Source organism: Advenella sp. S44 (assembly GCF_002810445.1).
In the GTDB taxonomy this organism is placed as follows: Bacteria; Pseudomonadota; Gammaproteobacteria; order Burkholderiales; family Burkholderiaceae_B; genus Advenella.
Map to the genome: position 1 here is coordinate 1,511,672 of NZ_NEXS01000003.1, position 23,199 is coordinate 1,534,870.

Genomic DNA, 23,199 nt, shown 5'->3' on the forward strand with positions numbered 1-23,199 from the left:
TTAGAATGGGCATCATTCAGGTGTCCAATCCCACCGATGGGATCGCCCTGGACACCGAAAATGGTATGGTTACATGAACGCGTCAGTGCTGTGGCCAGCATAAAAATCGATATGGAGAACTGAATGTCTACGTCAGATAAACCCGAGACAGGCAAGACCGCAGATGTGGATGCCGTGGAAACCCAGGAATGGCTCGATTCACTGGAAGCAGTGCTGGACAGAGAGGGCCCTGAACGTGCGCACTTTCTGCTGGAGCAACTGACTGACCTGGCCCGACGGTCCGGATCCAATATTCCTTATTCGCCTCACACCGCTTATGTCAACACCATCCCGCCAGGGCTGGAGCCGCGACACCCAGGCAATATGGCCATGGAAGAGCGTATCCGTTCGTATGTGCGGTGGAATGCAATGGCGATGGTGGTGAAGGCCAACAAGCATAATCCTGAAGATGGCGGCGACCTGGGCGGCCATATTGCCTCGTTCGCCTCGCTGGCCACCATGATCGGCGCCGGCCAAAACCATTTCTGGCATGCTGCCTCCGAAGACCACGGCGGCGACTTGGTGTATTTCCAGGGTCATTCGTCGCCGGGCATGTATGCCCGCGCGTACCTGGAAGGGCGCCTGACCGAAGAACAACTGGACCATTTCCGTCAGGAAGTTGGCGGCAAGGGCCTGCCTTCCTATCCCCATCCGAAGCTGATGCCCGAGTTCTGGCAGTTTCCGACAGTCTCCATGGGCCTTGGCCCATTGATGGCCATTTACCAGGCTCGCTTCCTGAAGTATTTGCATGCTCGCGGCATTGCCGATACCAGCAAACGTAAAGTTTGGGTGTTTTGCGGTGATGGTGAAATGGATGAACCCGAATCATTGGGTGCTATTAGCCTGGCAGCGCGCGAGAAACTGGATAACCTGATTTTTGTGATCAACTGCAATCTGCAGCGCCTGGACGGCCCGGTGCGCGGCAATGGCAAAATCATTCAGGAGCTGGAAGGCGAGTTCCGTGGCAGCGGCTGGAATGTCATCAAGCTCATCTGGGGCGGCTATTGGGATCCACTGCTGGCTCGCGATAAAGAAGGCATTTTGCGCAAGGTCATGCAAGAGACCGTTGATGGCGAGTATCAGGCGTTCAAGGCCAATGATGGCGCGTATGTTCGCGAACACTTCTTCGGCAAGGACCCGCGCTTGCTGGAGATGGTCAGCCGCATGAGCGACGAAGAAATCTGGCGCCTCAATCGTGGCGGCCATGATCCCTACAAAGTATATGCGGCATTTGATGCCGCCCAGAACTCGGTCGGCCAGCCGACGGTCATTCTGGCAAAAACCATTAAAGGTTACGGTCTGGGCGCCATTGCGCAGGGACAGAACCCGGCGCACCAGCAAAAGAAACTGGATATCGATTCGCTCAAGGGTTTCCGCGACCGGTTCAATATTCCGATATCGGACGAACAGCTGGAAAAACTGCCTTATTTCAAACCGGCAGAAGACTCGCCCGAAATGAAGTATTTGCGCGAGCGTCGTGAAAAGCTGGGAGGGTATTATCCAAGCCGTCGCCCACAGGCCGACGAGCAGCTCAAAGTGCCAGCGCTGGAAGTGTTCAAGGCAGTGCTTGAGCCGACCAGCGAAGGGCGTGAGATTTCAACAACGCAGGCGTTTGTGCGTTTTCTCAATCAATTGCTGCGCGACAAGCAACTGGGAGAGCGTGTGGTTCCGATCCTGGCCGATGAATCGCGTACCTTCGGCATGGAAGGGCTGTTCCGCCAAATCGGTATTTATGCGCCCGAAGGCCAAAAGTACACACCCGTGGACAAGAACCAGGTGATGTATTACAAGGAATCGGCCAACGGGCAGTTGTTGCAGGAAGGGATTAACGAAGCGGGCGCCTTTGCGTCATGGATTGCGGCGGCAACGTCTTACTCCACCAACAACCGCATTATGATTCCGTTCTTCATCTACTACTCCATGTTCGGGTTCCAGCGTATCGGTGACCTGGCATGGGCTGCCGGCGATATGCAAAGCCGCGGCTTTTTGCTGGGCGGTACCGCCGGTCGCACCACGCTTAACGGCGAAGGCCTGCAGCACGAAGATGGTCATAGCCATATTCTGGCTTCGACTATTCCGAACTGCGTCAGCTATGATCCGACCTTCAGTCATGAAGTGGCCGTTATCATGCAGCACGGTTTGAAGCGCATGGTGGAGGATCAGGAAAACGTGTATTACTACCTCACGTTAATGAACGAGAACTATCCTCAGCCAGGTCTGAAGCAAGGCGATGTTGACGGCATTATCAAGGGCATGTACAAGCTGCAGTCTACCGAAGGCGGCAAACACCATGTGCAGTTGATGGGGTCGGGCACAATTTTGCGTGAAGTCATGAAAGCGCAGGAATTGCTCAAACAGGACTGGGATATTTCTTCCGATGTATGGAGCGTCACCAGCTTTACCGAGTTGCGTCGCGAGGGGCTGGACGTTGATCGTCACAACTTGCTTCATCCTGATGACAAGCCGAAAGTGCCGTATATCACCAAACAGTTGGAAGCAACAGAAGGCCCGATCATCGCTTCTACCGATTACATGAAACTGTTTGCTGATCAGGTACGCGATTTCATGCCGAAAGAGCGGACGTACCGGGTGCTGGGTACCGACGGATTCGGTCGGTCCGACTTCCGTTACAAGCTACGTGAGCACTTTGAGGTGGATCGCCATTTCGTTGTCCTGGCTGCGCTCAAGGCGCTGGCCGATGACGGCGTCATCGATAAAGCAAAAGTGAGCGAAGCCATCCAGAAATATGGCATTGACACTAATAAAGCCAATCCACATCACGCATAAGGCAGATCATTATGAGCAATGTAATCGAAATCAAGGTTCCGGACATTGGTGATTTCAGTGAGGTGGAAGTCATTGAGTTGCTGGTGGCGCCGGGCGATACCATTCAGGAAGAACAAAGCCTCATCACGGTTGAGTCGGACAAGGCTTCCATGGAGATCCCGGCATCGGCTGCGGGCGTGGTCAAGGATATCAACGTCAAGGTCGGTGACAAGGTTGCCGAGGGCAAAGTGATCCTCACGCTGGAAGCGGATCAGGACGCCGGTTCGGACAAGGAAGAGAGCAACGACAAGGAAGAAGGCAAAAGCAAGGACAAGGACGGCGAGAACGTTGCTGATGGTTCCGCCAACGAACCACAGGAACGCACTCCCGGCGCGGACAACCCCGAGCAGCCACCCGGTAAGGATGAGCCCGCCGAGCAGGAAGGCGCGCAGCAGCAAGCCGGTGGTGGCACAGTCGAGGTCACGATCCCCGATATCGGAGATTTCTCCGAGGTCGAGGTGATCGAGGTCCTGGTCTCTGTCGGCGATAAGGTCAAGCAGGAGCAAAGCCTGATTACCGTGGAGTCGGACAAGGCGTCCATGGAAATTCCTTCTTCTGACGAGGGCGAGGTGCAAGAGGTCCTGGTCAAGGTCGGCGACAAGGTGGCCAAAGGCACTGTTATCGTCAAACTCAAAGCCAGCGCAGCTGCGGCCAAACCGGCAGCAGCGCCTGCCGAACCCAAGGGTAAACCGGCGGACAGCAGCGTCGACAAGGCGCAAGGCGAGCCGGCTGCAAAAGCAAAGGCGCCTGCCTCTTCCGGCGGCGGTGCACAGCAACGCGTGTCGCCCACTGCGGCTTTCGGTTCTGCGGTTTCCGCCCGCAACCTGCCTCACGCTTCGCCGTCGGTGCGAAAATTTGCGCGAGAACTGGGCGTAGACCTGACACAGATTACCGGTTCCGGAGAAAAGCAGCGCATTACGCAGGAGGACGTTCGCAAGTTCGTCAAGGCCGCGCTTTCAGTGGCAACCAGTTCCTCGTCAACAACGACCCGTTCGCAGGTCGGCGGCGGTGGCCTCAGTGTTCTGGACTGGCCGAATATTGATTTCTCCAAATTTGGTCCTGTCGAAAGCAAGCCGCTGTCGCGCATCAAGAAAATCTCGGGCGCGAACCTGCATCGTAACTGGGTCATGATTCCGCATGTGACCAATAACGAGCAGGCCGATATCACCGATCTGGAAGCGTTCCGTGTTTCCATGAACAAGGAATACGAGAAAGCCGGTGTCAAATTCACCATGCTGGCTTTTCTGATTAAGGCCGTGGTGTCCGCGTTGCAGAAGTTCCCGGAATTTAATGCTTCGCTCAGTGGCGATAGCCTGGTGTTCAAGCAATACTTCCATATCGGTTTTGCCGCCGATACGCCTAACGGTCTGGTTGTGCCGGTCATTCGCGACGCGGACAAAAAGGCGCTGAGCCAGATTGCCAAGGAAATGACCGAGCTGGCCAAGCTGGCACGCGATGGCAAGCTGTCGCCGGCCCAGATGCAGGGCGGCTGCTTTTCGATCAGTTCGCTGGGCGGTATCGGCGGCACAAGCTTTACGCCGATTATCAATGCGCCGGAAGTGGCCATCCTGGGCGTCTCCAGGTCGTCCATGCAACCGGTATGGAATGGCAAGGAGTTTGCACCGCGGCTGATGCTGCCCCTGTCGCTTTCCTACGACCATCGTGTGATCGACGGCGCCGCTGCCGCACGCTTTAACGCGCATTTGGCCGCCATTCTGGCCGATTTCCGCCGTGTCCTGATCTGACGGGAGAAACTGATGAGTCAAACAGAAATCAAAGTACCCAATATCGGCGACTTCGACGCGGTGGAAGTGATCGAAGTGCTGGTCGCTGAAGGCGACACGGTCAAGGAAGAGCAAAGCCTGATTACGGTCGAGTCGGATAAGGCGTCCATGGAAATCCCGTCTTCGTCTGCCGGCAAAGTGGTGTCGCTGTCGGTCAAGGTGGGGGACAAGGTCGCAGAGGGCGACGTTATCCTGATGCTTGAGTCCGCGCAGGACAGTGCGAAAGCGGCGGCCGACGACAAGCCTGCGGACAACGCCAAGGTGCAGTCTGCTGACAAAAGTGATGAGACTACGCAAGCCGAAAAACCATCTGCATCCGATAAGGCAGACAAGACCGGCGACAACGCGCGTGATTCCGCGAGCCAGTCGTCCGCCGGTCAGGAAACGGGCGATGCAACACCGAAGGCCACCACGGGCGGCGAGGTCAAGTACTCACCGCCTGCTTCGGCACCGGCCGACGGTTGCGACGTGCTGGTGCTGGGTGCCGGTCCTGGCGGCTACTCAGCGGCTTTCCGTGCGGCCGATCTCGGGTTGAGCGTGGTGCTGGTCGAGCGCTACGCCACCCTGGGCGGCGTGTGCCTGAATGTCGGCTGCATCCCGTCCAAAGCGCTGCTGCACAGTGTCGCGGTGCTGGAGGAAGCCAAACACCTTTCGGAAAACGGAATTACCTTTGCGGAGCCGACCATTGATCTGGACAAACTGCGCGCCAGCAAAGACAAGGTGGTCGGCACGCTTACCGGCGGTCTGACCGGTATGGCCAAGGCCCGCAAGGTCAAGGTCATTCATGGCCTGGGCGAGTTTGCCGATGAGCATCACCTGACGGTAAAGAAAGACGACGGCTCAAGCGAAACCGTTGCCTTCAAGCATGCGATTATTGCGGCCGGCAGCCAGTCAGTGAAGCTGCCGTTTCTGCCCGAGGATGAGCGGATCGTAGACTCCACCGGCGCCCTGAAACTGACGAGCATTCCTGAAAAAATGCTGATCATCGGCGGTGGCATTATCGGCCTGGAAATGGGTACCGTTTATTCTGCGCTGGGCGCACGCCTGGATGTCGTTGAAATGCTTGACGGGCTGATGCAGGGCGCGGATCGTGATCTGGTCAAGGTCTGGCAAAAGAAAAACGAAGGACGTTTTGATCAGATCATGCTCAAGACCAAGACGGTGTCTGCCGAGGCCAAATCTGACGGTGTTTGGGTCAAGTTCGAGGGGGACGGTGCTCCAGCAGAACCGCAGCGATATGATCTGGTCCTGCAGGCAGTGGGTCGCTCGCCCAATGGCGCCAAAATCGGAGCCGACAACGCCGGCGTGCAGGTTACCGAGCGCGGATTTATCGAAGTGGACGAACAAATGCGCACCAACGTGTCGCATATTTTCGCTATTGGCGATATTGTGGGACAACCCATGCTGGCACACAAGGCTGTGCACGAAGCGCATGTAGCGGCCGAAGTCATCGCCGGGCACAAGAGTTATTTTGATGTTCGCGTTATCCCTTCTGTGGCCTATACCGATCCTGAACTGGCCTGGGCTGGTCTGACAGAGGAAGAAGCCAAAAAGCAGGGCATCAAATACGAAAAAGGCGTGTTCCCCTGGGCCGCGTCGGGCCGGGCCATTGCCAATGGTCGCTCTGAAGGCTTTACCAAGCTGTTGTTCGATGCCCAGACGCATCGGATCATTGGCGGCAGCATCGTTGGCACCCATGCCGGTGATTTGATTTCCGAAGTTGCACTGGCTGTGGAGATGGGCGCCGATTCTGTTGATATCGGCAAGACCATTCATCCACATCCTACGCTGGGCGAATCGGTGGGCATGGCGGCAGAAGTCGCGCATGGGACATGTACCGATCTGCCTCCGGTTAAACGCAAGTAACGCTGCCACTGTGCACTTGCGTTGACGGCCCGCGCTGAACGATCAGTTGCGGTCGTCGTCAACGCAAAATACGGTCGCTCCTTGTTCCCGTTTTGTTCTCGTAGACAATGCAGGTTGCCGACCCGGCATGAACACTCTTATTTCCGGCAAAAGCCGAAAGTAGGGGTGTTTTTCATTTCAATGACTTAAAATTCTGCTTTCGGGTATTTCATTTTTCTTATGTCCGCCATCCCTACTAGTAAGCACTCGCTGGCCGATTGGCTGGCCTATCTTGAATCCCTGCACCCCAAAGCCATCGAACTCGGTCTGGACCGCGTGCGGTCGGTTGCGCAACGTTTGCAGGCGTGCGAGGGTGGGGGCATTAAAATTATTGTGGGCGGCACCAATGGCAAAGGGTCTACCTGTGCCATGCTCGAATCGATTTATCTGGCAGCGGGATACAAGACCGGCCTGTATACGTCACCGCATCTTATCGATTTCAACGAGCGTATCCGTATTCGCGGCGAACTGGCCACTGACGAGCAAATCGTCGCGCAACTGGCCCGGATCGAGGCCATGCGCGGCGACATATCGCTCACATACTTCGAGTACACAACTCTGGCGGCATTGCTGCTGTTCAAGGAAAATCAGACCGATGTGGCCATCCTGGAAGTGGGCCTGGGTGGGCGGCTGGATGCTGTCAATATCGTTGACGCCGATTGTTCTATCGTCACGAGTGTCGATGTCGACCATACTGAATGGCTTGGCGACACGCGCGAGAAAATTGGCTGGGAAAAGGCTCATATCTTTCGCACGGGCAAACCAGCCATTTGCAGCGATCCGCAGCCACCGCAATCGATACTGGATTACGCCCAGCAATTGCAAGCTGATCTGTGGCTGTTCGGACGTGATTTCAACTACTCGGCCGACAAGCAGCAATGGGCCTTTGCAGGCCGCAATCAGCGCCGAAACGCCTTGGCCTATCCTGCCCTGCGTGGCGCAAACCAGTTGCTCAACGCTTCGGCGGCGCTGGCAGCGATTGAGTCGCTGCGGGAGCGGCTGGCCGTGCCACAGCAATCGGTGCGACAGGGCCTGATCCAGGCCGCGCTGCCGGGGCGCTTCCAGATTATTCCGGGGCAACCTACCGTGGTGCTTGATGTTGCGCACAATCCGCATGCAGCTGCCGTACTTGCTCATAACCTGGAGAGCATGGCCTTTTTCCCATACACCTACGCGGTGGTCGGGATGGTTAACGACAAGGACTGCGACGATGTTATCAAGAAGTTCGGGCGCAAGGTGGATCACTGGTATTGTGCCAGTCTGCCAGGCGACCGTGGTCGCAGCGGCCAGGATATTGCCGACAGAGTCCGCAAGCAGGTGCCGGCAGATGCCGAAGGGTTACCAACCGTAACGGTTTTCGATTCTCCGGCGGCAGCTTTCGATTCTGCGCATTCAAAGGCCGCCGACAATGATAGAATAGTCGTGTTTGGCTCGTTTTTAACCGTGGCCGCAGTTTTACAGCATTTAGGGCGTCCAGCCGTCTGAAGCTTATCTTTATAATAGTCGGGAATAAGTTATGGGTTTATTCAATTCACAAGATAATAATCGGCCGGGACAACGTCGTACCCAGTCTGAACAGAATCAGGCCAATGACCTGCGGGTCAAAGCCAGAAATCGGTTGATCGGGGCCATTATTCTTGTGTTGGCTGCCATTATCGTGGTGCCTATGGTGCTTGACACCGGCAGTACAGACAACACGCCAACGCCGGCCCAGAAACCGCCATTGGTATCGGGCGGTGGTAGCGATAGCAACTCGCTGTCCGTCACCACAACGCCAGGTGTTGAGTCCAGCGGACCTAGCTCCACTTCACAAGACGCCAGCGTTGATGGCGACGATGCACAGACGCCGCCGGTGGCCGGGTCTGTTGCCTCCGGAACGGCGAACCCGCCACCGGAACCGGGCACTACAACACCAGCGCGGGATCCCGGCTTGACAGGACTGACCGAAGCCATAGACCCGGATCGTTCTATCGCTTCGGGCACGGCAGATCAGCCAATCACGCCCGAAGAGCAGGCAGAGCGCGAGAAGCAGCAGGCCGCGGCTCAGGCCAAAGCACAGGCTGACGCCAAAAAGGCTGCTGAACGCAAGAAGGCGGCTGCAAGCAAGGCCGCAGAGCAGACCAAAAAGCCTGGCGCGATCAAAGACAACAATCGTACCGATGACGGCTCCCGTGCGCTGGCCATCCTGGAAGGTCGCGAACCTGCTGCGGCTCAGAAAAGCACACCGCAGGTTACTTCGGGCGATTACTCGCTGCAGATTGCCTCATATGGATCTGCTGACGATGCCCAAAGCCGCCGCAACAAGCTGGCCACAGAGGGCGTATCTAACGTCTATGTCCAGAACTCGGTCGTAAACGGCAAACAGATTTATCGCTTGCGTGTCGGCCCGTTCAAATCGCGCGAGGCTGCGCAGGCCGCGCAAACCAGACTGCGCTCACTAGGCTATGACAACGGCTTCATTTCGTCGAACTGATGTCCATGCACCGAAGTGACCGAATTTGATTACACCTGCCTCGGGATCATCGCGATCTCGGGGCTGCTCGGATTAATGAGAGGGTTTCTCAAGGAAGCCTTCTCATTAATCGCTTATGCTGCTGCGTTTATTGGCGCCATCTGGTGGGGACCGGTCGTTTATCCCTGGGTGATGCAGTACATCAACAATGCGCTCATCAGCATGGGCATCGGATATGCCGTCGTCTTCATTGCCATCTTGCTGATTGTTGGCCTGGTCAATGTCACGCTGGCTACGCTGATAGAGGCCACCGGCCTGGGGCCTGCTGACCAGGGGCTTGGTATTTTGTTTGGCATAGCCCGTGGCGTCGTGATCATTTTGATACTGGTCGTGCTGGCCGGCTATACGCCGTTTCCCAAAGAGCCCTGGTGGGTCAATGCCAGGTTCTCTCCCATGGCGACGATGGCCGTGCAGCAAATCAAGCTGCGTCTGCCTGACAGCATCGGTTCGTATTTGCCATATTAGCTTCAACTTTTTGTTTTCTCTCATTCTCGTATTTTTCAGGATAGACTTTTTATGTGCGGAATTATCGGTATCGTCGGGCGCGGGCCAGTGAACCAGCTGGTGTACGACAGCCTGCTGTTACTGCAACATCGTGGGCAGGATGCGGCTGGCATCGCCACTGCTTACGGCAACCACTTCAATATGTACAAAGCCCACGGCCTGGTACGCGACGTATTTCGCACCCGCAATATGCGTGATCTGCCCGGCCATTCAGGTATCGGACAGGTGCGCTATCCCACAGCCGGCTCCAGCGATTCGCTTGAAGAGGCACAGCCGTTCTATGTGAATGCGCCTTTTGGCATCACCTTTGCACATAATGGTAATCTGACCAACTGGCGTGAGCTGCGCGAGTCTTTATTCAAGGTCGACCAGCGCCATATCAATACCAATTCGGACTCCGAAGTCCTGCTCAATGTGCTGGCGCACGAACTGCAATCAGCGGCCAAAGGTACCTCTCTGGATGCAGCGGCGATGTTCAATGCGGTTGCGGCCGTGCACCGGCGGGTCAAGGGCGCGTATTCGGTAGTGGCGCAAATTGCCGGATATGGGCTGCTTGCTTTCCGTGATCCGTTTGGAATCCGTCCGCTGTGCCTGGGTAAATTCGAATCCGAGCTGGGTGCCGAATGGATGGTGGCGTCAGAATCGGTTGCGCTCGAAGGCAATGGTTTTGATTTCGTTCGTGATATTGGCGCGGGCGAAGCCGTGTTCATTGATCTGGACGGCAACGTCCATGAGCAGCAATGTGCAGACAATCCCGTACTTACTCCCTGCATCTTCGAGTACGTTTATTTTGCCCGTCCCGATTCCACGATTAATGGCGTGAATGTCTACAATGCGCGCCTGAAAATGGGGGAGTACCTGGCTGATAAAGTGGCCAGGCAGTTGCGCCTGCGTGAGATAGATGTGGTCATGCCCATCCCTGACTCTTCGCGCCCGGCCGCAATGCAGCTGGCGTCCAAATTGAAGCTTGAATACCGTGAGGGGTTTATCAAGAATCGGTATGTGGGCCGCACTTTTATTATGCCGGGGCAGGCAGTACGCAAAAAATCGGTGCGTCAGAAACTGAACGCCATGAGCATGGAATTCAAAGACAAAAATGTGCTGCTGGTTGATGACTCTATTGTGCGTGGCACGACCAGCCGCGAGATTGTCGACATGGCAAGAGCGGCCGGCGCCAAGAAAGTGTTTTTTGCATCGGCTGCGCCTGCGGTTTGCTATCCCAATGTTTACGGCATCGACATGCCTACCCAGGACGAGTTGATTGCCAATGGCAAAACAGCGGAGGAAGTTGCCGCAGAGATCGGGGCTGATGGCCTGGTTTACCAGGATCTGGATGATCTGAAAGCTGCCATTTCCGATTTGAATCCGGCCCTGACTCAGTTTGAATCGTCCTGCTTTGACGGCAATTATGTGACCGGTGATGTCGACAGTGCTTATCTCGAAAGACTGCGCATGACCCGGCATCAGGTCATGGAAGGGCAGGCCATCGGCGGTCTGCAGTTCAACATGGGATACGCCGCCAGCTCGTAAACGCAACACCGGCGACGCTGTCTGTCAGCGCGCGGCATGGGCAGGCTAGCATCACTGCAGCGTAGCCTTTCGGTCCGGCAGGGGTCATTTCCTTATGAGGCCTGCCTGCGACGCCGGCTTGCGGATAGCAAGTAAGGGCTTCGATTGATAAGGGCAACGGTTCTTCGGTTGGCGCGAGGCTTTTTCGGGAATATAATTGACATATCATCTATTGAGAAGTCATTTATGTCTAAACCAAATAAAACGATCATGCCCGATTCCCCACGAAATCTGCTGTCTCAGTCCAATAGACGGGCAAAGACAGATTCCACGAAATCGCTTCCGTCTCAATTAAACCAAGCCGCACAGATCGATTTCGCGCGAACATTTTTGTCTCTATCAAGTCAACTTAACCGCCAGTGGCGCAAGGCACTGGACCGTCGGCTGCAACCCATGGGGCTGACCGAGGCGACCTGGCTGCCGCTCCTGTATATCGCGAGGGCAGCGCAGCCACTGCGCCAGAAAGATCTGGCCAGTCTGATGGGACTGGATAGCTCTTCGGTGGTGCGACTGCTTGACGGTCTGCAAACGGCGGGCTATATCCAGCGGCTGGAAGGGACTGATCGCCGTGAGAAACGGATTCATCTGACAGATGCCGGCCAGCAAACGGTCTCCAGCGTTGAGCGTGTCGTGCAAGCGGGCAGGCGACGTTTGTTTCGTGATGTCGATGACGCCCAACTGCAGGTGGCCGGATCGGTGTTGCAGCAATTGCTGGTCACGCTGGAGTCGCACGATGGTGCGCTATGGAGCGACGCACAAGGCACAGACTCTCATGCCTGAAAAAATCGCCATACGTGCGCCATTGTGGCTGCTGGTCCTGGTAACACTAAGCGGCACGTTGGCCATGCACATGTTTGTGCCGGCCATGCCGGACGCGGCGGCGGATCTTCAAGCCAGCACCAGCGCCATGCAGATGACCATCAGTTTGTATATTCTCGGCCTGGCTTTTGGGCAGTTGATTTACGGCCCGCTATCGGATGGGTTCGGGCGGCGGCCACTGCTTATTGCCGGTTTGGCGATCTACGTGCTGGCAGGGGCGGCTGCAGCGTTATCGCAAAATGAATCCACGCTGGTGCTGGCGCGACTGTTCCAGGCCTTGGGCGGTTGTGCCGGTCTGGCGCTGGGAAGAGCCATCGTCCGCGACACAGCGCAAGGGAACACAGCAGTCAAGGACCAGGCGTTGCTCAATTTGATCATGATGGCAGGGCCCGGGATGGCGCCATTATTGGGATCGTTTCTGGCCTTACAGTTTGGCTGGCGATCGGTTTTCTATGCGCTGGTTCTGTTGGGCCTCATTACCCTGACCGCCACCTGGCGCCTGATGCCCGAGACCAGTGCTTCAACCGGCAAGGTCAGCCCGGCAGCGCTGGCATCGGATTATAAATCGCTGTTGAGCTCGCCTTCGTTTCTGGCTTACGCTTTTGGCGGTGGCTGCGCCACAACGGCCATCTATTCCTTTATCGCGGCTGCGCCCTTTATTATTACCCGCGATTTGCACCGGCCAGCGCAGGAGGTAGGCATCTATCTGGCGCTGCTGATTGTCGGGTTGTCCGTCGGTAACGCCGCAACCCGGCAGCTGATCGGCCGCTATTCGCTTGAACGGCTGCTGATCGGCGGCAATGCGCTTAGCGTAGTTGCAGCCCTGGTGTTGGTGACGTGTGCGCTGGCCGGCCAGCTGCATATTGCCAGCGTTACCGCGCTGATGTTTTTGTTTACGGTAGGCGCAGGTATTGCCAGTCCGGCGGCGCTGACCAAAGGCCTGAATGTGGATCACCATTTAGTGGGATCCGCAGCGGGTCTTTACGGTTTTACACAGATGTCAGTCGGCGCCATCTGTACGTCGCTGGTCGCACTCGGCGACGATCCCGCATTGACGGCGTTTATGGTGCTTGCCTGTACTGCCATCCTCGGCCAGGCAGGACTATGGTTCGGGCTTAAGCAGGACCGGCGTCTGGCGCACAACGTACTGGCGTCTGATGCGTCGGCGGGGCATCATTGAGCAAAACAATCCGAAAGGGCTAGGAATTGCGCAGCGAGCGGCCCCTGCTGCCAAACAGAGCGTAGCAACTGACGAGCAGCAGGGCGATAAACAACAGCAAGGCCCATAGGACATACTCAACGCCAAACACGATGACTTTGGCGTCCATGCAGGTCGCATAAATGCCGAAAAGCCAGGGTGCCAGGCCATCGAGTCCCGTGGTTCGGGACATGAAAATATCCGCAAAGGTCCGGTCGCACGACACCATTTGCGCCGCAACAGTATGCTGATACCACGCCGCGACAATGCCGGCAATGGACAGAACCAACGACAACAAGGCCATGATGCGCTTTCCGGCGCCTGGCATGAGGTTGGCCAGCAGGCACACGCCAGCGATAAGCAGCAGGATGAGGCGTTGCAAGACACACCATGCGCAAGGCGGCATATCGAAAACATGTTGGCTCACAAGCGCAACAGCCAATGCAAGCAGGCTAAGCAGGGCAATAAGATTGAGGCGAGACTGGGTCATAACGTGGTTCTGGAGTAGGTTGAATAAATATCGGCAAACAGGCTCATGATTAGTTCATGCGCACCGTCCCAGATGATCTGCACGCCGATACACAGTAGAATGAAAGCGGACAGCCGCATAAATACGGCGGTGCCCGAGGTGCCAAGACGAGCAAGAAAGCGCGCGGCAAAGCGCAGGCAAAAAAACAGGATAGCGCTGACGCTGATTACAGCCAGGATCATGGCGCTCACGCTCATGACGCCGGCGCCTGCGCTGATAAAATCGAAAGACGCGCCCACGGTAATGGCTGCAGAGATACTGCCCGGTCCGCAGGCGATGGGAAAGGTGAGCGGGTAAAAGGCGCTGGATTTGACTTTTTCCTGTGAATAATTTTCCACCAGTTTTTCATGGGCATTGGTATCAGGATCTTTGGCGTTGACCAGTTGCCAGGCACTGGCCACGACCAGCAGGCCGCCACCGACACGGACAATGGGCAGCGAGAGACCGAAAAAACTCAATACCATATTGCCGAAAAGGGCAGCCAAGGTGAGCATCACAAAAACATTGACGGATATACGTTTGGCGAGCAGCTTGCGGGTCGAGGCACTGGCCCCTTCGGTCATGGTCAGGAAGATGGGCGCGACTGCTGGCGGGTTTACGATAGGCAGCAGGGTCGCCAGGACAAACAGAAAACTGCGACTGAAAATCAGGATATATTCATTGATGCTCATGGTTATCTATTTCTGGGCAGTCAGGTTGTTGATCGCGGTCAGCAAATCGCGTTTGAATTGCATCTGGATGCGGGGATTATCCAGCGCGCTGCCGCCCAGAATGAAAATATCTTCGACGCGATCGCCGAGCGTCATGACCTTGGCCATTTGCAGGTTAATCTGATGTCGCTTGAATGTGTTGGCAAGGGCATAAAGAATACCAGGGCTGTCCATCGCTGCAATTGACAATCGCCAATATTGACTGTTTTCGTCGGGCAAAAGTTCAATCAGGGGCACCAGCGGGAACGTGCGCGAGCGGCGAACATTGGCCCCCACGACATAGCGGTTGCTCTTGAGGGCTAATGGTTCGTTCTGCGCAGGCAGCGGCTCGTTCAACCGGTTGCGCAAGCCGTGTTCAATCAGCGGCACATTCGAGCGGATGTCTGCGTCGATGGCTGCGCTGTCCACCACGAAACTGTCCAGTGCATAGCCCTGGCGCGTTGTGTGGATGCGCGCATCCAGAATATCAATGCGCTGTTCATAGAAATAGGAACAGATTTGTTCGAACAGGTCAGGGCGATCAGAGGTGTACACCATGACCTGAATGCCTTCGTTATTTTCGGTGGGCCGGGCCCGCACTTGCGCACCCACTTGCGGCAGCATGCGATACAGCAGACGCGTATGCCAGGCAATATCTCTGGCTTCGTGCCGCAAAAAATAGGCCACATCAAGCGTACTCCAGAACCGGTCTCGGTCCTGGTCACTAATGCCGGAAAAGCGCACCAGCGCGATGGCGTCGTTCTTGCGCTGCGTCAGTACCGACTGTCGGTCAAACACGTTGCTTCCCAGCGCGGTCAAGGTGTAATGGTACAGGTCTTCAAGCAGTTTGCCTTTCCACGCGTTCCAGACCTTGGGGCTGGTGCCGCGAATATCGGCAACTGTTAATAGATAAAGGGCGGTCAGGCGGCGTTCCGTGCGTACGATATCGGCAAACTCCTGGATGACCGACGGTTCTGACAGGTCCCGTTTCTGTGCAAAAGAAGACATAGTCAGGTGGTGCTCGACCAGAAACTCAACCAGCTCGCGGTCTGCCGGATCCAGATTATGGTCGCGGGCAAATTTACGTACGTCGGCCGCACCCAGTTTGGAGTGGTTGCCGCCACGTCCCTTGGCGATATCGTGAAACAGCGCGGCCACATAGAGAAGCCAGTGCTGGTCCATGTCGGCAATCAGCCGGCTGGCCAGCGGATACTCCTGGGCATGTTCCGGCATGGCAAAGCGGCGAATATTGCGAATGACCATCAGGGTATGCTGATCGACCGTATAAACATGAAACAGGTCGTGCTGCATTTGCCCCACAATTTTCCGGAATACCGGAATATATTGGGGGAGAATGCTGAGCATGGTCATTCGCCTGAAACTGTGCACAATGCCGGTCGGTTGCTGCAGAATCTGCAGAAACAGCCATTTATTGACCGGGTTGCGGCGAAACTGGGCATCAATCCGGTGACGCGAGCTCCAGATCTGGCGCTGCAGTTTGGCCGACATATCATTGACTTCCGGATGCTGTTGTAAAACCAGAAACGCTTTGAGGAGCAATTGTGGTTTACGTTCGAATGCGTCGTCGGCAACCAGGTCAAGCTGCTGACCAACGCGGCAAAAGTCTTCGTCGATCGCAACGCTGCAATCGCTGACCGGGAAAAAATACTCCCGGAAACTTTGCATCATGATATGGTTCATCAGATACACGATTCTGGCTGCCCAGTAATAGCGCTGCATCAGAATTTCACCCGGCCGGCGCGTATCGGTCGCCTTGATGCGATAGACCTCGGCCAGTAGCGGCTGGTTATGGAACATGAGGCGATCGTCGCGTTTACCGGCAAGAAGATGCAGATCAATACGCAGACGCTTGAATGCCTGTTCAGCCTTGGCGCATTTGGCCGCTTCATCACGGGTCATCATGTCGTGACTGACCAGATCGCGCCATTTGCCCGACAAGCCGGCGGCACGGCTGATCCATTGAATGGTCTGCAGATCGCGCAAGCCCCCCGGAGACTCCTTGCAGTTCGGTTCGAGTGAATAGGGCGTTTCGTTGTATCGAGCATAGCGCTGCTGCAATTCAAGTTGCTTGGCCAGAAAAAAATCCTGCGGATTCAGTTGTTCGCGAAACTTTTTGTCCAGCGTCGAAACCAGCTTGCGGTTGCCAAGAATATAGCGCAACTCCAACAATCCCGTTTCAATGGTAATGTCGGCGGCGCTCTCGACCAGGCATTCATCGATAGTGCGAACACTGTGACCAATGTCCAGGCCCAGGTCCCAGAGTGCGGAGACGAACCGCTCCAGCAAGGCTTTTTCATCATTGGTGGGCGGCTGCTGCAAAAGGATCAGCAGGTCAATGTCCGAGTAGGGAAATAATTCGCCGCGCCCATATCCGCCGACGGCGCACAGGGTGGCTGCGGCAGGCAGCGGGAAACTGGCAGCCAGCTCTTTCATTGCCTGATCAGTATGCTTTCTGAGCGCGGTCAGCAGGGAGTCGGGACGGGATCTGTGCTGTCTGTAATTTTCCAGCGCCAGCGTTTTCTGCTCTTGAAGGCGATTGCGGATCGCGATGGCAGGGCTGGCGGTATTCATGGAATTACTTTGGGCCGCAGGGGTCACGAACGGGTCTTCAGGACAGGTTCTTGACGAAAGCGGGCGCCGGAGGCATGCCCGGCGAGCGCGTCAGTACATCGTACCCGGTTTCGGTCACGATCAGCGTATGTTCCCACTGCGCCGAAAGACTATGATCGCGGGTCACAACCGTCCATTGATCGGCCAGGACGCGCGTTTCACGGCGACCGGCATTGATCATGGGCTCGATGGTAAATACCATGCCCTGTTCCAGGGTTAGGCCTTCTCCGGGCTTGCCGTAATGCAGAACCTGGGGATCTTCATGGAACCGCTGGCCAATGCCATGTCCGCAATATTCCCGTACGACGGAAAATCCGTTAGCTTCCGCATGTTTCTGAATGGCATGGCCGATGTCGCCTAGGGTGGCACCGGGCCGTACCTGCTCGATGCCCAGCCACATGCATTCGTAAGTGATGTCGGTCAGCCGGCGGGCAAGTATGGATGGCGCCCCGACACAGAACATGCGGCTGGTATCGCCGAACCAGCCATTCTTGATGACGGTGACATCAATATTGAGCACATCGCCCGATTTGAGTTTCTTGTCGCCCGGAACTCCGTGGCAGATAACGTGGTTTACCGAGGTACAGACGGCGCCGGTAAATGGCGGGTAGCCGGGAGGCTGATAGCCGATGGTGGCCGACTCGACACCCAGCTCGGTCATGAAATCGTGGCAAATTTTGTTGATTTCGCCGGTAGTGATGCCAGGTTTGATAAAGGGAGCGACGTGATCCAGGACCCGGGCTGCATCTGCGCAAGCCGCCCGCATGGCGTCGATATCCTGTTGATTTGTGAGTGTGGCCATAACTGCTTGAGTAAATGAATGAAATAATAGTAGAATTATAGGCTTTCCCGGATTTGTTTGGTGAATCTTTGGTAAAAGCGCATGGTTACTGAGTGGTTACATGGTGGTTACCGGGTGCTTTTGACAGTGTACAAGGCGATGGCAGCTTACTGCAAAAGTCTGTGTCTGACCTCAGGTCGTCTGGCGGGAAGAAATCATAAAAAGTTAGTGCAATTTATTTTAATAGCGCGCCGTTTTTCCTAGGGTGTTGATTATATACAACAAAATCAATATCAAAACGGTGCTGGAACTTAACCCTTTGGAGTGATAAATCATGTCATTAATGCGTGAAATGCTAGAAGCTGGTGTGCACTTTGGTCACCAAACCCGTTACTGGAACCCCAAAATGTCTCAGTACATTTTTGGTCATCGTAACAAAATCCATATTATCAATCTGGAAAAAACCGTAGCCAGTTTCCTGGAAGCCCAGAAATTTGCACGTCAAATTGCATCGCGCGGCGGCAATATCCTGTTTGTTGGCACAAAGCGCGCCGCCCGTGAAATCGTTGCCGAAGAAGCGGCACGTTGCGGTATGCCTTTTGTAGACAGCCGCTGGCTGGGTGGCATGATGACCAACTTCAAGACGGTCAAAACATCCATCAAGCGCCTGAAAGACATGGAAGCGGCCATTGCCGACGGCAGTAAAGAGCGCATGAGCAAGAAAGAAGGCCTCATGTTTGATCGTGAGATGGACAAGCTGAACAAATCCATCGGCGGCATCAAGGACATGAACACACTGCCCGACGCGCTGTTTGTGATCGACGTCGGATACCACAAGATCGCCATTCAGGAAGCCCGTACACTGGGTATTCCGGTCATTGCCGTGGTCGATACCAACCACTCGCCGGATGGTGTTGAATATGTTGTTCCAGGTAACGATGACTCTGCCAAGGCGATTGCGCTGTACGCAAAAGGCATGGCCGATGCTGTGCTCGAAGGTCGTGAGCAAAACCTGAACGGCGTGATTGAAACCATTGTCGAAGGTGAAGAAGAGTTCGTCGAAGAAGTGCCAGAAAGCAACTAAGCATGACTGCTGCACAGCACGCCCGTCTGTCATGGGCGTGCTAGTCAAATCCGTCAATACAAGCAGCGCGGCTTGCCGTCATCGTGTCATCCGCGCCTGCTGTTGTCACTATTTCAAGTGGCACGGGCCTGTTCCGGGTCACTTCTCTTTCCTGCACAGCAGGATCGTTTACTAAATTTAACTGGAGTTATCATGGCTGAGATTACCGCCTCAATGGTCAAAGAGTTACGGGAAAAAACCGACGCCCCCATGATGGAATGCAAAAAAGCCCTCTCCGAAGCAGGTGGCGATATGGAGCGTGCAGAAGAAATCTTGCGCGTCAAACTGGGTAGCAAAGCCAGCAAGGCCGCTTCACGCGTGACTGCCGAAGGCCTGATTGGTCTTTACATTGCGCCTGACGCCAAAACCGGCGCCGTGATCGAAGTCAACTGCGAAACAGACTTTGTAGCCAAAAACGAAGATTTCATCAATTTTGTCAATAGCGTTGCCCAACTGGTCGCCGAGAAAAATCCTGCCGACGTAGCTGCCTTGGCAGAACTACCAATGGGCGAGGGTACAGTTGAAACCACCCGCGCTGCGCTGGTAGGTAAAGTGGGCGAAAACATGGCGATTCGCCGTTTCACTCGTTTCGAAACCCAAGATCAGCTGGCCAGCTATGTACACGGCGGCCGTATCGGTGTTCTGGTTGACTTCCAGGGCGAGGCTGACGTTGGCAAAGACCTGGCCATGCACGTTGCTGCCACCAAACCGAAGGCGCTGGACGCGTCGGGCGTGGCTGCGGCAGATATCGATGCCGAGCGTTCCGTTGCCGAGCAAAAAGCAGCCGAGTCCGGCAAACCCGCAGAAATCGTTGCCAAAATGGTGGAAGGCTCTGTAGCCAAGTTCCTCAAGGAAGTCACCTTGATGAATCAGCCATTCGTCAAAAACGACAAGCAAAGCGTTGAGCAAATGCTCAAAGAGAAGAAAAGCAGCATCAATCGTTTCTCACTGTTTGTGGTCGGTGAGGGCATTGAAAAGAAATCGACAGACTTTGCCGCCGAAGTGGCTGCTGCCGCTGCGGGCAACTAAGTCCGTTTCTTGCTGCTGCGCTGCGCGTCCATGTGTGGCGGGCAGCGGGCAATCAACGAGTCATGCAATACAGATGCCCTGATCGCTTTGAGGTCATCTGCCCAAAGAATCCCCTTTTAAGGGGATTCTTTTTGATTTTGCGTAAATGTCATAGCCAGAGTGGTTACAATAGCGTGTCAATTTTCAAAGGTAGTTCGGCCATGAGCAGCAAATACAAACGTGTGCTTTTAAAACTTTCGGGTGAAGCATTAATGGGCGACGACGCCTACGGTATCAATCGCACAACCATTAATCGCATGACAGGCGAAATCGCCGAAGTTTCACGCATGGGCGTTGAGCTGGCCATCGTGATCGGCGGTGGTAATATTTTCAGGGGCGTCGCACCCGGTGCGCAAGGAATGGATCGCGCCACTGCCGACTATATGGGCATGATGGCCACCGTCATGAATGCACTGGCATTGCAGGATGCGCTAAAGGGCCACGGCGTGGTCACTCGGGTCCAGTCGGCCCTCAATATTGATCAGGTCATTGAACCCTATATCCGTCCCAAGGCGCTACGCTACCTGGAAGAGAAAAAAGTCGTTATTTTTGCTGCCGGCACCGGCAACCCGTTTTTTACGACCGACACGGCGGCGGCATTGCGCGGTGCAGAAATTGGCGCTGAAATCGTTCTGAAAGCGACCAAGGTCGATGGCGTCTATTCGGCTGACCCGAACAAAGATCCGACCGCAACGCGCTATTCTCGCATCAGCTTCGATGAGGTCATCACGCGCCGTCTCGAAATCATGGATGCGACCGCGTTTGCGCTGTGTCGCGACCAGAAACTACCTATCAAGGTGTTCTCTATCAACAAGCCCGGCGCGCTTGCCCGCGCAGTTTGCGGTGAAGATGAAGGCACGCTCGTTCACGTATAAAAGGAAAGAAATGAGTATATCTGAATTGCAGAAGTCGGCCGAGAGCCGCATGAATAAATCTCTGGATTCCCTGAAAACGAATCTGTCCAAAATCCGTACAGGCCGGGCACACTCCGGTATTCTTGACCACGTTTCGGTCGATTATTACGGTTCAGCCGTTCCGGTCAGCCAGGTCGCGGCCGTCAATGTTGTCGACGCACGTACCCTGAGTGTTCAGCCTTGGGAAAAACAGATGGCAGGGCCTATCGAAAAGGCGATCCGCGAATCTGACCTGGGTCTCAATCCGGTTTCCATGGGCGAGACTATTCGCGTTCCCATGCCGGCCCTGACCGAGGAACGTCGTCGTGATCTGGTCAAAGTCGTAAAAAACGAAGGCGAGGACGCCAAGGTTGCCGTGCGAAATTTGCGTCGCGACGCCAATGACGGCTTCAAAAAACTGCTCAAGGACAAGGAAATTTCTGAAGACGATGACCGGCGCGCGCAGGATGTCATCCAGAAAATGACGGATCGTTTTGTTGCTGAAATCGACAAAGTGGTTACGCAGAAAGAAGCCGAAATCATGACGGTTTGATCGTGCCGGCAATAAGACCGCGGCACTGTTTTTAACTGAATAGATCAACTCATGAATCATAGTTCCACAATTTCCGTCCCTGAGACTGGCAGCATACCCAGACATATTGCGATCATCATGGATGGAAACGGACGCTGGGCGACACGGCGGTTCATGCCGCGCACGGCCGGTCATGCCAAGGGCGTGCAGGCAGTGCGGCGGGTTGTGGAGTATTGCGGCGCAAATGGCATTGATTACCTGACTCTGTTTGCGTTCAGTTCCGAGAACTGGCGCAGGCCTCAGGAAGAAGTGTCACTATTGATGAAGCTTTTTGTTCAGGCCCTGGAAAAAGAAGTGTCGCGCTTAAACAGCAATAATGTTCGGCTGCGCGTGGTCGGAGATCTCTCGCCGTTCGAGCCTTATTTGCAGAAGCTGATTGGTCAGGCCGAGGTCACTACGCAAGACAACACAGGGCTGTCGTTAACCATTGCGGCCAACTACGGTGGTCGTTGGGACATCCTGCAAGCATTTCGCAAACTCCTGAGCGCACATCCGGAGCTGGCGCAGGATACCGAGCAGGTGTCCGAACAGATGATCCACCAGTATCTGTGCATGAATTGGGCCCCCGAGCCGGATCTTTTTATTCGCACCGGCGGTGAAAGCCGCATATCCAATTTTCTTATCTGGCAGCTGGCTTACACCGAATTATATTTTACCGATTGTTACTGGCCCGATTTCGGCGCCAGGGATATGGATCGGGCCATTGAGTGGTATCGTGGGCGTGAACGCCGATTCGGCCGAACCAGCGCGCAAATTTCGGATGCCACCCCGTCCGCCTGAAGGAGAGCGCATGTTAGTGCAGCGCATCATTACTGCGGTCGTGTTGTTGATCGTCCTGCTGCTGGTCAGTGTTTTTTCTGCCCCTGTCTACTTTCGCGTTTTTATGGCTGTTGCCAGCGCGGTTGCGCTATGGGAATGGCTGCGCCTGACGGCTTGTCCGGCTCAATCCCGTGTTATTGCCGCTATCTATTTCATTATCGCGGCCTGGGCGGCGGTGGCCGGCTTTGATGATTCCATCGCCTCCACCGATTCTATCGTTTCCGCCGCCAGCGGCGGGGCGCTGGACGGGACAGGGGTTGAGTTGGCGGGGTGGGCCGGATGGCTTACCGCGGTAGCTGCAGTCCTGGCCGGCCTTGGGGTGTTGTTCTGGACGGTCATCGTCCCACTGATTCTTCACCGCGCCAATACTCAGACATCCCCCGTCAGCATCGGTGGGAGTATGGCGGGAATCGTCGTGGTCGCCGCCAGCGCGCTTGGCCTGTCCATGATGCATCAGACATATGGCGTCTGGTTTATATTTTCTTTTCTCGGTGTCATCTGGTGCGCCGACACGTTCGCTTACTTCGGCGGAAGGCATTTCGGCGGCGCCAAGCTGGCTGCGGCTATCAGTCCGGGGAAAACCCGTTCGGGTGCGCTTTGCGGTTTGGCTGCCGCGGTCATCTGGATGGGGGTGACCATGTATATTGATGGCAGTTTCGCCGGGTTTATCCGCCAGTATTTTCCTGATGTTCTTGTACTCCTGGTCGGGGCTCTGCTGGGGACATATTCAGTGGTCGGCGATTTGTATGAGTCTCTTATCAAGCGTCGTGCCGGTGTCAAGGACTCAAGCCATCTGCTGCCGGGGCACGGCGGCGTCTGGGACAGGTTCGACTCGATTCTCTCGGTAACACCTTTGGTTCTGGCCTTGTGGATGTTGATCCGGCATTTTCATTAACGGCGCTTGCGCCTCACACTCCT

19 protein-coding genes are annotated in these 23,199 nt (G+C 55.5%); 15 read left to right on the top strand and 4 right to left on the bottom strand.

The genetic code is table 11. The annotated features are described in order from the left end of the window. Positions 1–123: 123 nt before the first annotated feature. The 9 genes from aceE (at position 124) to CAP48_RS11055 (ending at position 13,138) form a co-directional block, all read left to right on the top strand. The gene (gene aceE / locus CAP48_RS11015; protein ID WP_100696419.1) at positions 124–2,826 is read left to right on the top strand and encodes a pyruvate dehydrogenase (acetyl-transferring), homodimeric type; all 2,703 of its coding nucleotides are present in this window, start codon (positions 124–126) and stop codon (positions 2,824–2,826) included. A gap of 11 nt (positions 2,827–2,837) precedes the next feature. Continuing rightward, the gene (gene aceF / locus CAP48_RS11020; RefSeq protein ID WP_100696421.1) at positions 2,838–4,610 is read left to right on the top strand and encodes a dihydrolipoyllysine-residue acetyltransferase; all 1,773 of its coding nucleotides are present in this window, start codon (positions 2,838–2,840) and stop codon (positions 4,608–4,610) included. A gap of 12 nt (positions 4,611–4,622) precedes the next feature. Continuing rightward, positions 4,623–6,515 carry a dihydrolipoyl dehydrogenase gene (gene lpdA / locus CAP48_RS11025; protein ID WP_369806339.1) on the top strand — a complete coding sequence of 631 codons (1,893 nt, stop codon included), beginning with the start codon at positions 4,623–4,625 and terminating at the stop codon, positions 6,513–6,515. A 219-nt stretch (positions 6,516–6,734) separates the two neighbouring features. Continuing rightward, positions 6,735–8,039, top strand: coding sequence for a bifunctional tetrahydrofolate synthase/dihydrofolate synthase (gene folC / locus CAP48_RS11030; RefSeq protein WP_100696425.1), 1,305 nt, complete (start codon positions 6,735–6,737; stop codon positions 8,037–8,039). A gap of 31 nt (positions 8,040–8,070) precedes the next feature. Beyond that, positions 8,071–9,027, top strand: coding sequence for an SPOR domain-containing protein (locus tag CAP48_RS11035; protein ID WP_100696427.1), 957 nt, complete (start codon positions 8,071–8,073; stop codon positions 9,025–9,027). Positions 9,028–9,042: 15 nt separating this feature from the next. Continuing rightward, positions 9,043–9,531 carry a CvpA family protein gene (locus tag CAP48_RS11040; protein ID WP_100696429.1) on the top strand — a complete coding sequence of 163 codons (489 nt, stop codon included), beginning with the start codon at positions 9,043–9,045 and terminating at the stop codon, positions 9,529–9,531. 51 nt (positions 9,532–9,582) lie between these two features. Further along, a complete protein-coding gene (gene purF / locus CAP48_RS11045) occupies positions 9,583–11,100 on the top strand; it encodes an amidophosphoribosyltransferase (RefSeq protein ID WP_100696431.1) in 1,518 nt (505 codons plus the stop codon). 369 nt (positions 11,101–11,469) lie between these two features. Continuing rightward, positions 11,470–11,919 carry a MarR family winged helix-turn-helix transcriptional regulator gene (locus CAP48_RS11050; protein WP_242444403.1) on the top strand — a complete coding sequence of 150 codons (450 nt, stop codon included), beginning with the start codon at positions 11,470–11,472 and terminating at the stop codon, positions 11,917–11,919. After that, on the top strand, positions 11,912–13,138 hold the full coding sequence (locus CAP48_RS11055) for a multidrug effflux MFS transporter (RefSeq protein ID WP_100696433.1): 1,227 nt from the start codon (positions 11,912–11,914) through the stop codon (positions 13,136–13,138). The genes CAP48_RS11050 and CAP48_RS11055 overlap by 8 nt, the downstream gene beginning before the upstream one ends. Before the next feature lie 19 nt (positions 13,139–13,157). On the opposite strand, the gene CAP48_RS11060 is transcribed toward CAP48_RS11055, so the two are convergent. From CAP48_RS11060 to map, 4 genes are read right to left on the bottom strand one after another with little or no spacing between them, the layout of a single operon-like run. Continuing rightward, complete coding sequence (locus CAP48_RS11060; protein WP_100696435.1) at positions 13,158–13,646, bottom strand: disulfide bond formation protein B; 489 nt, start codon at positions 13,644–13,646, stop codon at positions 13,158–13,160. Continuing rightward, positions 13,643–14,356 carry a MarC family protein gene (locus CAP48_RS11065; RefSeq protein WP_100696437.1) on the bottom strand — a complete coding sequence of 238 codons (714 nt, stop codon included), beginning with the start codon at positions 14,354–14,356 and terminating at the stop codon, positions 13,643–13,645. The genes CAP48_RS11060 and CAP48_RS11065 overlap by 4 nt, the downstream gene beginning before the upstream one ends. Positions 14,357–14,362: 6 nt before the next feature. Next, entirely contained in the window at positions 14,363–16,966 is a 2,604-nt protein-coding gene (locus CAP48_RS11070) for a [protein-PII] uridylyltransferase (RefSeq protein ID WP_100696439.1), read from the bottom strand. 37 nt (positions 16,967–17,003) lie between these two features. Continuing rightward, a complete protein-coding gene (map, locus tag CAP48_RS11075) occupies positions 17,004–17,807 on the bottom strand; it encodes a type I methionyl aminopeptidase (protein WP_100696441.1) in 804 nt (267 codons plus the stop codon). A 313-nt stretch (positions 17,808–18,120) separates the two neighbouring features. On the opposite strand from map, the gene rpsB reads away from it, so the two are divergent. The 6 genes from rpsB (at position 18,121) to CAP48_RS11105 (ending at position 23,176) form a co-directional block, all read left to right on the top strand. After that, entirely contained in the window at positions 18,121–18,870 is a 750-nt protein-coding gene (gene rpsB, locus CAP48_RS11080; RefSeq protein ID WP_100696443.1) for a 30S ribosomal protein S2, read from the top strand. Positions 18,871–19,062: 192 nt separating this feature from the next. Beyond that, a complete protein-coding gene (gene tsf, locus CAP48_RS11085; protein WP_100696445.1) occupies positions 19,063–19,938 on the top strand; it encodes a translation elongation factor Ts in 876 nt (291 codons plus the stop codon). 200 nt (positions 19,939–20,138) lie between these two features. Next, complete coding sequence (gene pyrH, locus CAP48_RS11090) at positions 20,139–20,852, top strand: UMP kinase (RefSeq protein ID WP_100696447.1); 714 nt, start codon at positions 20,139–20,141, stop codon at positions 20,850–20,852. A gap of 10 nt (positions 20,853–20,862) precedes the next feature. Then, complete coding sequence (frr, locus tag CAP48_RS11095; RefSeq protein ID WP_100696449.1) at positions 20,863–21,423, top strand: ribosome recycling factor; 561 nt, start codon at positions 20,863–20,865, stop codon at positions 21,421–21,423. A gap of 51 nt (positions 21,424–21,474) precedes the next feature. Then, positions 21,475–22,242 (top strand): isoprenyl transferase, encoded by a 768-nt coding sequence (locus CAP48_RS11100; protein WP_100696451.1) that lies wholly within the window; start codon positions 21,475–21,477, stop codon positions 22,240–22,242. 10 nt (positions 22,243–22,252) lie between these two features. Next, a complete protein-coding gene (locus CAP48_RS11105) occupies positions 22,253–23,176 on the top strand; it encodes a phosphatidate cytidylyltransferase (protein WP_161495240.1) in 924 nt (307 codons plus the stop codon). Positions 23,177–23,199: the final 23 nt, after the last annotated feature.